Source organism: uncultured Brachyspira sp. (assembly GCF_944388875.1).
GTDB lineage: Bacteria > Spirochaetota > Brachyspiria > Brachyspirales > Brachyspiraceae > Brachyspira.
The window spans coordinates 1-15,164 of sequence record NZ_CALXKQ010000039.1 but is presented as its reverse complement, the minus strand read 5'-3'; the positions used below and the strand labels follow the sequence as shown (position 1 = coordinate 15,164).

The window sequence follows — 15,164 nt, the reverse complement described above, 5'->3', positions numbered from 1 at the left end:
CACAACACAACACAACACAACACAACACAACACAACACAACACAACACAACACAACACAACACAACACAACACAACATAAAATAATTACATATCAAATATTAATAAATTATCATATTTATATGTTTCTATTTGGAGTATTCTGTGAAAAATAGAAATATATTTTGTGTGATTTATATAACATTAATTATAATTTCTGTTATAACACTTTTAATATTGTCTATATTAGGCAGCAAAACTAGAATTGGATATATAGAAATATTAGACTCTTACATTATTGAAGATTTAAAAATATTTAAATATGATATTAGAATTAAATATTATAATAATATATTTAGAAATAATGATATATATGGTGTATATTTAAATACAAATGAAATTATCAATACATACAAATTTATAAAGAATATATCTATGCAGGATAACGGAAGTCCTTTCGGAACACTTATATGTAATAAGATTATTAATAATAATAAAATAGATAATATAGAATATACATTAAAAATAAAAAAATATTTTATTTTATTGATAATAAACATATATGCAATAATATTACTTATATATTTAATTCATAAGTTAACTATGAACAAAAAAATAGTATTTGATAATATAAATATTTATAAATATAATCAAATAAAGTTATATATAGTCTTAGTTATATTATTAGGTATATTTGTAAGGATTTTTTGGGCATATCAGCAGGATGGTATGTATTGGGATGAATATCATAGTTTAACATACTTAAACAAAGGAACTTGGGATAACTCAGATAATATAAAAAGTTATATAAATAAAAAAGGATATGATATTTTAAAAGATTTGACTATTGATAATCCTAGTATAAAAGATTGTTTTGATGATATAAAAAGATTATATAAAAATACAAATGATCCTTTTATAAGTAATTTATATTATAGTTTATTAAGGCTTGCTTTTATAGGAAGAGAAGCTGTTAATATAAAGAATATAATAATGACAGGTACTATTTTAAATAGTATGTTTTTTATAATATCATTTATTTTTCTATATAAAATACTAAAATTAATATTTGAATATAAATATGATTGTATATTGTTTTCACTTTTAATTATGTCTTTATCGCCGATATCGATAAGTTTTTCAATGTTTTTAAGACCATATCAAATGCAGGAAACTTTCTTTGTAGTAATTATATATTTAGTGATAGATACAATTTATAATAACAAATATTCTATTAAAAATTTGATAATAACATCAATTATAGCTGGTATAGGATATCTTACATTATATTCATCTATGCTTTTTGTATTAATATTATCAGCAATGCTGTTTATTAATTATATAGAACATTTTAAAAATACAAATAAAATTAATATATTTAATCCATTAATAAAAATAGAAAGTTATAAAATAATACTTTATTATGCAGCAGCATTTATATCTGCTTTATTTATTTCTCGGGTATTATATGTTAGCTTCTTTTCATCACTTTTTAATGCTAATAATAGAGCAAGCAATTCATTAAGGTTTTCAGGTCATTTATTTGATTATATTAATAATCTATCATTCGATGGTTTATTACCTTTTTTATTTTTGCTTACAATTATATATTTATTTTATATAAAAAAGAATAATAAAGATTTATTGATTAATTTAAATAAAGATAAATTTAAATTATTAGTTTTCATTATAGTTATCGGATTATTATATGCTATATTAGGTGACTTATCAAGTCCATTCAAACTTGAAAGATATTCAGCACCTAGTTATATATTAATATTATTTATATTTCCTTTAATATTTTCTATTATTAATAATAATAAAATAAAATATATAATATTCATTCTAATCTCTATAGTGTACATTTATAATATTACAAACCCAAAAAGGTTCAGCTATTTTGAAAAAATAGATAAAAATAAATATGTATTAACTGAAAATTTGCATGTGTATACTTATAAAATATTTTTCAATCATTATAAATATTCTTATGAATATTTAAATACAAATTTATATTATACTTATATAGATAATGAAAATGATTTAAACATTATAACAAATGGCAGTAAATTTTATTTTTTAATTAATGATGAAACAAAATATATATTAACTAATAAGTTATTAAAAGAGTATAAAATATATCATTTAGATACAATGAATAGTATTAGTATATTAAAATTAGAAAAAAAATAAAGCACATAAAAAAGGAGCTAATTTCCTTAGCCCCTTTGATTACAAAAAACTATAAATATTTTAATAGCTTATAGTTCCGCCTTTTTCATGTATTTCTAGGAATCTTAATAACTCAGCCTTAACTTCATCTGCTGTGTCAAGAGAAAGAACTCTTTTAGCAAGCATCTGACATTCAGCCTTATCCAAAGATATAATCATCTTTTTAACTTCTGGTATTGATATAGCAGACATTGAGAATACATCAAGTCCAAGCCCAAATAATAATGGTACAGCAAGCAAATCACCAGCCAATTCACCGCACATAGATATAATAATACCGCTTGCATGTGCCCCATCTATAGCCATTTTTATAGCTATAAGTACAGAAGGGTTATAAGGATCACATATAGCTGCTATTTTCTCATTACCTCTGTCTGAAGCTAATGTATACTGCGTTAAATCATTTGTACCTATAGAAAAGAAATCAGATTCTCTAGCAAAAGATTCTGCTCTAAATACAACAGAAGGAGTTTCTATCATCATACCCAATTCTAATGCCTCATTAAATGCTATGTTTTCTTTCATAAGCTCTAATTTACAGTCGTTAAATATTGTTTTTGCTTTTCTCAATTCTTCCATTGAAACTATCATAGGAAGCATTACTTTAATTTTACCGAAAGCTGAAGCTCTAAGCAAAGCTCTAAACTGCGTTCTTATAATAGAAGTTTTATCCAAACATATCCTTAAAGCTCTCCATCCAAGTGCAGGATTTTCTTCTTTGGGCATTTCTAAATATGGAAGATATTTATCGCCGCCTATATCCATAGTACGAATTGTAACAGTATGACCGCTCATAGCCACAGCTACTTCTTTATATGCTTTAAATTGTTCATCTTCTGTAGGAAAATCTGTGTTTTCCATAAATAAAAATTCTGTTCTGTAAAGACCTATTCCATCAGCACCATTTTTTAATGCTCCTCCCAAATCAGCAGGAGAACCAATGTTGGCATATACTCTTATTTTTGTGCCGTCTTTTGATATAGCATCTTTATGGGCGTATTCTTTTAGTAAAGCTCTTTTCTTATCAAATTCTTCTTTAAGTTTTAAACAAGAATCTATAGAATCATCAGACGGATTTATTATTACATTTCCAGTATTTCCATTAACTATTATAGTCTGTTCATTTTTTAAATCTTTTACTATTTCGCCTATACCTACAACAGCAGGAAGCTCTAAAGACCTAGCCATTATTGATGTATGCGAAGTACGTCCGCCTATTTCTGTTATAAATGCAAGTGTATTATCCAAATCTAAATTTGCAGTGTCAGAAGGAGTTAAATCTCTAGCAACTACTATCGAATCTTTAGGCAGATTAGAAACATCAGCTATTTCTTCTCCCTGTATGTTTCTTATCCATCTGTCAGAAATATCTACTAAATCTCCAGCTCTTTCTCTTAAATATTCATCTTCAACTTCACTTAATATTTTTCTGTAAACTTCTATACCTTGCGATAATGCATATTCAGCACATACTTTATCATTTGCTATAATATCATTAACCTCTTCAAGCAAATCTTCATCTTCAAGTAAAGTTATATGAGCATCGAATATAGCGGCTTTCTCTTCTGATACCTTTTTAGCAGTTGCTTCTCTTATTTTAATTAATTGATCTCTAGTTTTATTTCTAGCATCTAATAATTTTTCCTGCTCTTCAGATACATTTTTACAAGGACATTTTGATATCACTATATCTTTTTTGATAAGTAAATATACTTTTCCTATAGCTATACCAGGTGATACACCTATTCCAGTAATTCTTTTTTCCATATTATAAATTCCAAAAAATAAATTTGATTAATCTTTTAAATTAGATATAAACTCTTCCACTTTTTTTAAATTGTCCTCTTCATTTTCTCCATCGCAGTAAATTGTAAGTACCGATCCCTTTTTTACTCCCAAAGATAAAACCTTTAAAAGAGAAGAAGCATTAACTCTCTTTCCAGCTTCATTTTCTATTTCAATTTTGCATCCCTGTAATGTTTTTATAAATGTTACAAATTCATTACCCGGTCTAGCATGAAGTCCTGTTTCGTTTTGTATAGTAACTTTACCTGTAGTCATTGATGAACTCCTTTAATATTTTATTCTTATATATATTTTAAAGTATATCAGTTTTTTGTCTTTTGTCAAATTAATAGCATAATAATTATATGAGGATGATATAATTAGGTGTTTGATTATATATAATATTTTTTATCTATCATATTGAAATAAATTCCCTGAAGCACCAAAAATGGATAAACTTTGCATTTTAATAGCCTTAAATTAGATATTCCGCCTGTTAAAAATATTTTAGACTTTATATTATACTTTTCTTTTATATATTTTCTAGTTTCTAAAACAGCATAATTAACAGTTCCTATAGTATTGTATATAGCTCCAGACATGATAGCATCTTTAATATTATTGTTTATTGGATTTGGTATTGATTCTATAGGTCCTATTTCATAATATGGAAGCGAAGTTCTGTTTGACAATGCCTGATAACTGGTTTTTGTTCCTGCAATTATCATTCCGCCCAAAAAAGTAAGATCTGATATCATAATACTTATTGTAGTTGCTGTACCCATATCTATAACTATTGAAGCGTATTTATCAGTATCATTATAGCCTTCCAAACATATTGAAGCATAAGTTGATAGAATTCTATCTATACCAACTGAGTTTCTAGGTTCATAAAGATTATCTTTTAATTTTATATCATTATGAGTAACCTTATATGCATCCATATTAAAATAATCTTTTATAGCTGCTTCAAACAGATCATTTATTTTAAGATACACACTGCTGTAAAATACTTTTTTTATGCTTTTAAAATTATCCTGAATAAATTTTATTGAATTAATAAGTTCAGCTTCATTACTATGTTCTATAGCTTTAAAATACATAGGATTTTTATTATTATTATCAAATATAGCCAACTTTACTCTTGTATTTCCAATATCAGACAGTAAGTACATTTTAAGCCCCATCTTTTATATTATTACTTTCTAAAAAATTTCTAGTTTTTTCTATTAAGAATTCTCTATTGTTTAATTCAGGTTCATCCAATATTAAGTCCAAAAGATAATTTAATATTTTACCTATTAAAGGACTAGGCTTTAAATGAAACTCATTAATCAAATCATTTCCATTAATTTTTAAATCTTTAACAGTTATAGCATTCTCTTCTTCTATTATTCTATCAATTCTAGCTAAGAGTTTAGGTATAGCCTTGCTCTCTTTATCTTTTCTATTTCCGCTTCCTAATCTGTCTGCTTCTCTTAGCTTTAATAAAGGTTTAATATTTTCAACTCCAATAGCTCTCATAAATCTTCTTACAGCCCCATCAGTCCATTCATCCTGATAATAGAACATGTGCTGTCTTACCAATAATGTTACAAAATCTATTTCTGAATTGGAGTATTTTAATCGCTTCATTATTTTTTTAGCTACATTAGCCCCAACAACCTCATGATTATAATAAACAGGATCATCCTGCTTTGATATTTTTTTCTGAACCATAGGTTTTGCTATATCATGGAATAATGCTGCAAGTCTTACTAGTAAAGTTAATTCTTCTGTTTCAAGAGGTTCTACTGCTTGTATAGTATGAAGTATATGATAGTAAACATCGTATTTATGAAATTTATTTTGATTAACTCCAAAGCCCTGCATCAATTCAGGCATTATTAAGGATAGAACACCAGTTTTTCTAAGAAGCTCAATTCCTCTAAACGGATTCTTTGAAAGTAGTATTCCGTTAAACTCTTCGCGTATACGTTCTGATGCAATAGAAGCAAGCATTCCTGTTGAATGTGTAATAGCGTCGAATGTTTCTTTTTCTATATCAAAATTTAATTTGGTGGCAAACCTTATAGCACGCATTATTCTAAGACCGTCTTCTCTGAATCTTTCATAAGGATTTCCTACAGCTTTGATAATTTTACGTTTAATATCTTTCATTCCGTCAAACATGTCTATAAGCGTGCCGTCTAAAACATTATAAGCCATAGCATTTATGGTTAAATCTCTTCTAGGCAAATCCTCTTCTATACTCAATGCATATTCAACAGCATCAGGATGTCTTCCGTCTGTATAATTTCCATCACTTCTAAATGTTGTTATTTCTACATGCATGTCTTCTATAATTACAAGTATAGTACCATGCTTAATTCCTGTAGGTACAGTATATTTGAATATTCTTTGAACATCTTCAGGCTTAGCATCTGTTGTTATATCATATTCATGCGGAGGTATTCCCATTATAGAATCCCTAACTGCTCCTCCTACTAAAAAGCATTGAAATCCCTCTACATGAAGTATCCTTGCTATCTCTTTTATCGGATGCGGTATATCTGTAAATATTTTCTTCACTTAGTATCCTATTCAAATTATATATACCTTATATAGTATATACAATTTTACATTAATTACAAATTTATATTTTATATAATTGTAAATATATTTTACTTTTATCACAAGTTAAAATATATTAAAAGTTTTAAAAAAAATAAAAATAATATATACTAAATCAAAAATAAAAAAAATGGAATATATTATGGGAAGTATTTTTGGAAATAATTTAAAATTAAGTTTATTTGGAGAATCTCATGGAGAGGCTATAGGATGTGTTATAGACGGTTTTCCTTATGGCATAAATATAGATAATGACTTTATTTATAATGAAATGGACAGAAGAAGAGCTAAAAACTCTAAACTTACAACATCAAGAAATGAAAGTGATATTGTTGAAATACTATCAGGAACTCTTGACGGTAAAAGTACTGGCATGCCTATAGCTGCTGTAATAAAAAATGAAAATAAGAGAAGCACAGATTATTCTAATTTAAAAATTATTCCAAGACCATCTCACAGCGATTATACTGCCATGCTTAGATATGACGGCTTTAATGATATAAGGGGAGGAGGACATTTTTCAGGAAGGCTTACAGCTCCTTTGGTATTTGCAGGTGCATTATGCAAATTGGCTTTAAAAGAAAAATTTGATATTAATATAGCAGCACATATTAAGCAGATATACAATATTAAAGATAAATATCCGAATGATATTCTTCCTAGTTATGAAGAGTTTATAAATAATTATAATAAAGAATTAAGCGTATTTAATGATGATGCTATGAATAAAATGATTAAAACAATAGAAGAGGCTAAAATGAATATGGATTCAGTTGGGGGAATTATAACTGCCGTTGTATTCAATGTTCCTGCGGGATTTGGGGATCCTTTTTATTCTTCTATAGAAAGCAGAATTGCTGAGTCGGTATTTGCTGTTCCTGCCGTTAAAGGTATTGATTTTGGGCTTGGATTTGATTTTGTTAATTATAAAGCAAGCGAATGTAATGATGCTTATACAATAAAAGATAATAATAATATAAAAACTATAGAAACAAAAACTAATAATAACGGCGGTATTTTGGGAGGAATATCAAACGGCATGCCTATAATAGTTAATGCTGTAATAAAACCTACTCCTTCAATATCAAAAGAGCAATTAACCTTAAACATAGAAACTAAAGAAGAAGAAAAATTAATTATTAAAGGAAGGCATGATCCTTGTATAGCTGTACGTGCTGTTCCTGTAATAGAGGCTGCTGTTGCTATTGCTATGCTTGATTTATGTATGGATATGAAGGGAAAATTACTTTGATAATGTTTTATAATGAGTTTTATTTGTAAATATTGTACCTTATAGCTACAAATAATGCTTCGTATTTTTATAAATTATTAAAAAATATATACAAAATGTATAAAATGTATTGTTTTGTATATAAAATGAAGTCAAAAACATAAAAAATATTTTTATATTACTTTATAAGATTGACTAAAAAATAAAAAGCGACTATACTATGTAATAGGTTACACATTATTTATATATTGGGTAGAAATATGTCTAAAAATAAAACTTCTTTTGACCAAATGTCTTACAAAAATAAAGAAAAAATACTGGCTTATATTTTATTGAGTCCTGTATTGATAGTTTATATTATCTTTATTTTTTATCCTGTAATTAACGGTATGATAAATGCTTTTACAGATTTCAGCATTTATAATAATAATCCCAAATTTATATTTTTGGATAATTTTAAAGAATTATTTGCAAGCAAAGATTTTTTTGTTATTTTAGTAAGAACTATAGTATTCGTTATTATAACTGTAGCTATACAGTATGTACTAGGTTTAGCATTTGCATTGCTTCTTTCTTTAGAGCTTCCTTATACTGCATGGCTTAGAAATTTTGCTATGCTTCCTTGGGTTTTACCAATGACTGCAGCTGTTTTATCATTTAACTGGATATTTCAAGCAGATTACGGACTTTTAAATATATTGCTTAGAGCTGTAGGAAAACCTGAATGGGTAAGATATTGGTTTGGGGATATAACTCTTGCATTTCCTGCTGTTATTCTAATACATGTTTGGAGAAATGTTCCTTTTTACGGAATAGTTTTATATGCCGGCTTAAAAGGAATACCTAAAGAGCTTTATGAGGCTGCTGATTTAGATGGAGCTTCAAAATGGGAATTCTTTAAAAGAATAATACTTCCTTTGATAAAAAAGCAGTCAATAGTAGTTATACTTTTGCATATATTATTTACATTTAACAATACAGACATAATACTTCTTGCAACAGGAGGAGGTCCTGTAGGAATTACAAATGTTATGGCTGTTAATACATATAATTTGATATGGAATGAATATAGATTTGGTGTAGGTACTGCTTCTGCTATAGTTATGTTTATAATACTTATACCTGTAACTTTAATATCTTTGCGTTCTTCAAATAAAGAATAAATTGCGGGAGAATTATTATGAAAAAGAATAAGATTATATTAGCATCTCAATATGCTGCATTGATACTTTACTATTTAATATTTTTTATACCTGTATTATGGGTTTTTTATTCATCTTTTAGATTGGATACAGCATTATTTTCAGGCAAGATATTTCAAAATGAGGGAGGGCTTACTTTAAGGCATTATAAAGATGTTCTTTTTCCAACTCCTGATGCTGGTTCAAATTTCCCTATATACACATTTAACTCATTTAAGATAGCATTTATAGCTGTATTAATAGTTATTTTTGTAGGACTTACAGGTGCGTATGTTCTTTCAAGATATAGAATGAAATATAAAAATGCTTTGATGCTCACATTAATGTCATCTCAAATGTTTCCTGGTGTATTGGTTTTGCTTTCTTTATTTTCATTTTTCTATAAATTAAATTTAACTGACTCAATACTTGCTATAGCATTGGGACATGCAATAGGGGGAATACCTTTTGCTTTAATGATGATGAAAAGCTATATAGATGCTATTCCTGTAGAATTGGATGAATCAGGAAGAATAGACGGATTAAGTGCTTCTGGAATATTATTTAGGATAATACTTCCATTGGCTGCCCCCGGTATAGCTGTTGCTGCTTTTTATGCTTTTATGGCTTCATGGGGAGATTATATGTATTCTTTAGTTTTATCTACAAGTTTGCATTCTACTACATTGCCTTTAGGTTTAGCAAGGTATTTTTCTTCTCAGCAAATTAAATGGGGCTTAATTAATGCTGCTACTATAGTGAGCATACTTCCTACTGTTGTAATATTTGCTATGCTTCAAAGACAGGTTGTATCAGGGCTTACTAGCGGTGCAGTAAAAGGATAAATAATTAATCAGTAAAAGGATAAATAATTAATATTGAAAGGAGTATATTGAAAATGAAAAGAGCGTTAAAATCATTATTTTTATTAGTATCAGTATTAGCATTATTCGGCTGCGGTAATAAAGAACCTCAGTCTGCAAATGAAATTGTGCAATGGTCAGAATTTTTATCCCCTACAACTCCTATATATTCTCAAAGAAAAGTTGCACTTGATAAGTTTCTTAAAGATAATCCTTTGCCTATGCCTTTTGCTCAGGATATGGGACCTGCTTTATACAGAGAAAGAGCCCAAAGATATTTGCTTCAAGGTAAATCAGGTTATCCTGATATAATAGAAGGTACATTAGAGCAGGTTTACAGTTATGTATCAGCTGGAATGGCTTATCCGCTTAATGATTTATTTAATAATGATGCTGAAAAAGATGTATTTGAGCCTGCTTTAATAGAAGCATTTACAATGAATGGAAATTTATATGCATTTCCTAATGTGGCTAATGTTCGTTTATTGATTTATAGAAAAGATTTATTTGAAAAAAATAATTTGTCAGTTCCTGAAACTTGGGATGAGCTTGTTAATGCAGCTAAAACTATAAAAGAGAAAGAGGGAATCAATGGTTTTATGTTTACAACTCAGACTAAAGAAATAAGAGCTTTTCAAGAGTTTATGAGTTTTTATTATACTTTAGCTGATAAAATATATGAGGTAAATGGAGATAAAGCTGTTTATGTTGCTGATAAAAATAATTTTGCAAAAGTTCTTAAACTTTATAAAGATATATTTGCTGCTGCGATAGACCCTAATGCTAAAGGTCAGGATTGGAAATCAGTTGATTACGGCATAACAGGAGGACAAACTGCTATGGTTGTAGACGGTCCTTGGATTTGGGAGCATATCACTGAGGACACTAATAGAGAAGCTGTTATGACTAATTTAGCTGTTGCTCCTATACCTGTTCCTACTGCAGGTCAGCCTAGTGCTACTTATATGGAAGTGAAAGGATATGTTATTAATCCTAACAGCCCTGATGAGAAAAAAGAGAATATATATAAAGCAATGAAAAGTCTTGTTGCAAAACCTATTATAGAAGTTGAAGTAGAATATTCTTCTGCTACTCCTATAAGAAAAGATGTTGAAAGTAAAAATGCTTTCGGACAATCATTCAGTGAATATCTTCATTTAGGTAAAGTTTTAGAGTTTATAAATTGGGATGTTCCTCAAAATTATATAATAGATGCTATACAAACTGTTATATATGACAGAGCTACTCCTGAAGAAGCTGCTGATACTTTAGATAAGCAATTAAAAGAATATGAATCACAAGCTACAGTAAGACAGGATAATTAAAATTAAAATATTAAAACAGTATATATCCAGCATATTTATATTTGCTGGATATTTTTTAACGGAGATAAAAAATGCCAAAAATAACATTTATAGGTGCTGGAAGTACTGTATTTGCCAAAAATATTTTTGGGGACTGTATGCTTACTCCTAGTTTATCAGAAAGCGAGATAGCATTATATGATATAGATGCTGTAAGATTAAAAGAGTCCAGCGATATGCTTGAGGCTATGAATAAAAAAATCAATAATAAAAAAGCAAAAATAAAATCATACTGCGGTGTAGAAAATAGAAAAAAGGCTATAAAAAATTCTGACTTTATAGTAATAGCTATTCAGGTTGGAGGTTATGATCCATGCACCATTACAGATTTTGAAATACCAAAGAAATACGGACTTAGACAAACTATCGCAGATACGCTTGGAATTGGAGGAATATTCAGAACTTTAAGAACTATACCAGTATTCGAAGATATTGCAAGAGAGATAGAAAAATATGCACCTAATGCTTGGCTTTTGAATTATGTTAATCCTATGGCTATGATTACCGGCTTTATGCAAAGATATACTGGAGTTAAAACTGTAGGATTATGTCATAGTGTTCAAGTATGTTCAAAGGAATTATTAGAAAATCTTGATATGCATGACAAGCTTGAAGGAAGGAAAGATTTTATTGCTGGAATTAATCACATGGCTTGGCTTCTTGATATAAGAGATAAGTATGGAAATGATTTGTATCCTGAGATAAGAAAAAGAGCTTATGCTAAAACAGAAAAGCATAAGGATATGGTTAGATTCGAATATATTAAAAGATTTGGATATTACTGCACTGAATCAAGCGAACATAATGCTGAGTACAATCCTTTCTTTATAAAGAGTAAATATCCTCAACTTATAAGCAAATTTAACATACCTTTGGATGAATATCCTAGAAGATGTATAAAACAAATAGAAGATTGGAAGAAAGACAGCAAGAATCTTTTGGATGGATATTTTTTAAATCATAAGCGTTCTAGAGAATACGGCTCTTTTATAATGAATGCTGTACTTACAAATGAGCCTTACAGAATAGGCGGAAATGTTATTAACAATGGCTTAATAGAAAACTTGGATAAAAATGCATGCGTAGAAGTACCTTGTTTAGTAGATGCAAATGGTATTCAGCCTACTTATGTTGGTAAACTGCCTGTTCAATTAGCTGCTATGAATATGACTAATGTTAATGTTCAGCTTATCACGATAGAAGCTCATGTAACTAAAAAACTAGAACATATTTATCATGCGGCTATGCTTGATCCTCATACAGCTTCTGAATTGTCTATAGATGATATTGTGTCATTATGCGATGATTTGATAAAAGCACATGGAACTTGGCTTCCAAAGTATAAATAAATATTTTTATTAAAAATAAGAAGATAAGACCTTTTATATAGGTCTTATTTTTTTATTCCAAGTATTTCCACTCCTGTTTGAGTTATTAAAACAGTATGCTCGAAATGTACTGCTAGAGAATAATCAGGTGTTGAAAGAGTCCATCCGTCTTTTTCTTTTTCATATTTATCAGTACCATTTGTAATCATAAGTTCTAATGCAAGCACCATATTAGATTCAAGCATAACATCGTTATTCGGATGATAAAAATTAAATATATAAGGTGCTTCATGGTATTCATATCCTACGCCATGACCTGTAAGAGATTTTATAACACTGAATCCGTATTCATGTACCTTATTTTCAACGGTTTTGCCGTATTCGCTTAAAAGTACATTAGGTTTTAATTTATAAATGCTGTATTCTAATGACTTTTTGCAGGCATCTATAAGTTTATAAGCTCTATGATTAACAGAACCCATTCCTCCTTCTATAACTACAGTTCTTGCACAGTCTGCATAGTATCCGTTATATTTTACGCCCACATCTACGCATACTGGCTCACCATGAACTAATATTTTATTATTTGTTGGTCTTCCATGTGCTATTTCATTTCCGCTTGATATACTTGTGGCAAAACCATAATCAGGAACTTCAAAATTAGCAGGATAGGCATTCTTATCTTTTATAAATTTTTCTACTTCTTTATCTACTTTAGAAGCTCTTACCCCAGATATGCAGAGCTTGAAAGCTAAATCTATTGATTCTTGGGCTATTTCAGCAGCTTTCCTTATGTTTTCTATAGCCTCATCATCTTTTATAGTAGGCTTTACTATCTCTTTAACTTCTTTTATAAACATTCTTTTTTATTCCTTTATTTAAGAGATTTAGGAGTAAACACATATAAAAGAATTACAAGTATAATAGCACCCAATACAGCAGATGACAGATTTATTTTTATATATTGTATCTTACTTAGTCTAGGCAAATAATAAGAACCAAGCAAAGCTCCAGCTGTTGATATTAAAAACATCATAACATGTCCGCCGAATACTTTTATTTTTAGTAAATTACCAAATACTAGGCTTACAATGATGCCTATTACTATAAATGTTGATACTACTATAATATATTCCATCTATAAAAACAAACCTCTTTATATAATTTATCAATTAGATGAAAGACCTATAAAGAATGATTTTAATCCTCCTTCATCATTTTCTACAGGGATAAATATCATGTGAGATATATCTTCTCTGTCGGAAGGATCAAATTTCTTCTTTAGAGAGTCTGAAGAAAATGGGTCTGATACATATAAAGTTTTTTTATGAGATAATATTTTTTTAAATAATGCCTCATTTTCATTAATTTTTAATTTCTCTTTAGTACCTTCAGAAATATTCTGAGATTCTGATACCTCATAACTTCCATCTTCTTTTCTTGTAAGCATGGATGCATGTTTGATATCAAGCCCAGACTGCTCTTTAACCCAATTAAGCATATCATCCATATTTTTATTAACAAATTTTTTACCTCTTATAGATTTTAATACATTTTTCCAGCCTGATGTCATATTTTCTTTTACTTTTTCTTCTGCCTCTTTGTAGAAGTCATCAGGTATTTTAGGAGTTTCTTCAGGTTCGTATAAATCCTTATCTATTAAATCTTCTGTATCAAATGTATCATTTTCATTAGCAGGTTTTACTACTTCATCATCATCATATTCTTCATTTCCAAAGCTAGATTTTTTATCATTATTATTATCACTATTAACTCCGCTTTCTTCATCTTCATAATCTCCAAGCAGAAAATCCCTATTAAGAGAGAAGTTAAAAGCATCGCTTGAAGAGAAATACTCTTCTTCTTTTTTTACTATTTCATCTTCTATAATAGAACCGTGACTTATCAAAATATCCCCCTCATTATTATCATCTATACCCTTTATGATTCCGTTTTCTTCTTCCTTACTATTTTCAGTTTTTTTTTCCTCTTCTTTTTCATCTGATTCATCATTATCAGCAATAATATCATCCAAACTAGGTATATCATCCAAGTTTTTTACAGTATCATCTATATTATTGTCATCATCCTTATTTTCTTCATCATCCAATATATTATCACTATCTAATAATTCATCGTCCGTATACTCTTTCATTTCAGGATAATCATCTTCATTGTCATCTTTAGGCTCTTCAGTATTCTCTTCCTCATTAGTTAACTCGTCCAAACTAGGTATATCATCCAAATCTTCTACAGTGTCGTCTATATTATTGTCATCATCCTTATTTTCTTCATCATCCAATATATTATCACTATCTAATAATTCATCGTCAGTATACTCTTTCATTTCAGGATAATCATCTTTACTATCATCTTTGTCTTCTTCAGTATTCTCTTCCTCATTAGTTAACTCGTCCAAACTAGGTATATCATCAGTGTCATCTATATTATTGTCATCATCCTTATTTTCTTCATCATCCAATATATTATCAGAATCTAATAATTCATCGTCCGTATACTCTTTCATTTCAGGATAATCATCTTCATTGTCATCCTTATCTTCTTCAGTATTCTCTTCCTCATTAGTTAA

General features: G+C 28.5%; 12 protein-coding genes and 1 pseudogene. 6 read left to right on the top strand and 7 right to left on the bottom strand.

The features are described 5' to 3' along the window. Positions 1 to 142 precede the first annotated feature (142 nt). On the top strand, positions 143 to 2,170 hold the full coding sequence (locus Q0J69_RS13760) for a hypothetical protein (protein ID WP_297208472.1): 2,028 nt from the start codon (positions 143 to 145) through the stop codon (positions 2,168 to 2,170). Between the two features lie 60 nt (positions 2,171 to 2,230). On the opposite strand, the gene ptsP is transcribed toward Q0J69_RS13760, so the two are convergent. The 4 genes from ptsP to Q0J69_RS13740 form a co-directional block, all read right to left on the bottom strand. After that, positions 2,231 to 3,976, bottom strand: coding sequence for a phosphoenolpyruvate--protein phosphotransferase (gene ptsP / locus Q0J69_RS13755; RefSeq protein WP_297208470.1), 1,746 nt, complete (start codon positions 3,974 to 3,976; stop codon positions 2,231 to 2,233). Positions 3,977 to 4,003: 27 nt separating this feature from the next. After that, positions 4,004 to 4,270 carry an HPr family phosphocarrier protein gene (locus tag Q0J69_RS13750; protein WP_028331217.1) on the bottom strand — a complete coding sequence of 89 codons (267 nt, stop codon included), beginning with the start codon at positions 4,268 to 4,270 and terminating at the stop codon, positions 4,004 to 4,006. Between the two features lie 116 nt (positions 4,271 to 4,386). Further along, positions 4,387 to 5,169: a type III pantothenate kinase gene (locus tag Q0J69_RS13745; RefSeq protein ID WP_297208467.1), complete on the bottom strand. Its 783-nt coding sequence runs from the start codon at positions 5,167 to 5,169 to the stop codon at positions 4,387 to 4,389. Between the two features lies 1 nt (position 5,170). Further along, entirely contained in the window at positions 5,171 to 6,565 is a 1,395-nt protein-coding gene (locus Q0J69_RS13740) for a CCA tRNA nucleotidyltransferase (protein ID WP_297208465.1), read from the bottom strand. Between the two features lie 184 nt (positions 6,566 to 6,749). Between Q0J69_RS13740 and aroC the strand changes: the two genes are divergently transcribed. The 5 genes from aroC to Q0J69_RS13715 all read left to right on the top strand — a co-directional run bounded on the left by aroC (position 6,750) and on the right by Q0J69_RS13715 (position 12,595). Continuing rightward, positions 6,750 to 7,859, top strand: coding sequence for a chorismate synthase (gene aroC / locus Q0J69_RS13735; RefSeq protein WP_297208463.1), 1,110 nt, complete (start codon positions 6,750 to 6,752; stop codon positions 7,857 to 7,859). Positions 7,860 to 8,098: 239 nt separating this feature from the next. Continuing rightward, on the top strand, positions 8,099 to 9,001 hold the full coding sequence (locus Q0J69_RS13730) for a sugar ABC transporter permease (RefSeq protein WP_297208461.1): 903 nt from the start codon (positions 8,099 to 8,101) through the stop codon (positions 8,999 to 9,001). 17 nt (positions 9,002 to 9,018) lie between these two features. After that, positions 9,019 to 9,864, top strand: coding sequence for a carbohydrate ABC transporter permease (locus Q0J69_RS13725; protein ID WP_297208459.1), 846 nt, complete (start codon positions 9,019 to 9,021; stop codon positions 9,862 to 9,864). A 53-nt stretch (positions 9,865 to 9,917) separates the two neighbouring features. Further along, entirely contained in the window at positions 9,918 to 11,207 is a 1,290-nt protein-coding gene (locus tag Q0J69_RS13720) for an ABC transporter substrate-binding protein (protein WP_297208457.1), read from the top strand. Between the two features lie 71 nt (positions 11,208 to 11,278). Beyond that, entirely contained in the window at positions 11,279 to 12,595 is a 1,317-nt protein-coding gene (locus tag Q0J69_RS13715) for an alpha-glucosidase/alpha-galactosidase (RefSeq protein WP_297208455.1), read from the top strand. A 44-nt stretch (positions 12,596 to 12,639) separates the two neighbouring features. Here Q0J69_RS13715 and map read toward each other — a convergent pair whose 3' ends face one another. The 3 genes and pseudogenes from map to Q0J69_RS13700 all read right to left on the bottom strand — a co-directional run. After that, the gene (map, locus tag Q0J69_RS13710) at positions 12,640 to 13,434 is read right to left on the bottom strand and encodes a type I methionyl aminopeptidase (RefSeq protein ID WP_297208453.1); all 795 of its coding nucleotides are present in this window, start codon (positions 13,432 to 13,434) and stop codon (positions 12,640 to 12,642) included. 14 nt (positions 13,435 to 13,448) lie between these two features. Next, positions 13,449 to 13,712 carry a hypothetical protein gene (locus tag Q0J69_RS13705; RefSeq protein ID WP_297208451.1) on the bottom strand — a complete coding sequence of 88 codons (264 nt, stop codon included), beginning with the start codon at positions 13,710 to 13,712 and terminating at the stop codon, positions 13,449 to 13,451. Positions 13,713 to 13,742: 30 nt separating this feature from the next. Then, positions 13,743 to 15,164 (bottom strand): annotated as a pseudogene (locus Q0J69_RS13700) (AAA family ATPase); the annotation flags it as partial.

Coding starts and splice junctions, on each gene's coding strand:
- ptsP (WP_297208470.1), bottom strand. CDS start 3,976: ATGGAAAAAAGAATTACTGGAATAGGTGTATCACCTGGTATAGCTATA.
- Q0J69_RS13750 (WP_028331217.1), bottom strand. CDS start 4,270: ATGACTACAGGTAAAGTTACTATACAAAACGAAACAGGACTTCATGCT.
- Q0J69_RS13745 (WP_297208467.1), bottom strand. CDS start 5,169: ATGTACTTACTGTCTGATATTGGAAATACAAGAGTAAAGTTGGCTATA.
- aroC (WP_297208463.1), top strand. CDS start 6,750: ATGGGAAGTATTTTTGGAAATAATTTAAAATTAAGTTTATTTGGAGAA.
- Q0J69_RS13730 (WP_297208461.1), top strand. CDS start 8,099: ATGTCTAAAAATAAAACTTCTTTTGACCAAATGTCTTACAAAAATAAA.
- Q0J69_RS13725 (WP_297208459.1), top strand. CDS start 9,019: ATGAAAAAGAATAAGATTATATTAGCATCTCAATATGCTGCATTGATA.
- Q0J69_RS13720 (WP_297208457.1), top strand. CDS start 9,918: ATGAAAAGAGCGTTAAAATCATTATTTTTATTAGTATCAGTATTAGCA.
- Q0J69_RS13715 (WP_297208455.1), top strand. CDS start 11,279: ATGCCAAAAATAACATTTATAGGTGCTGGAAGTACTGTATTTGCCAAA.
- map (WP_297208453.1), bottom strand. CDS start 13,434: ATGTTTATAAAAGAAGTTAAAGAGATAGTAAAGCCTACTATAAAAGAT.
- Q0J69_RS13705 (WP_297208451.1), bottom strand. CDS start 13,712: ATGGAATATATTATAGTAGTATCAACATTTATAGTAATAGGCATCATT.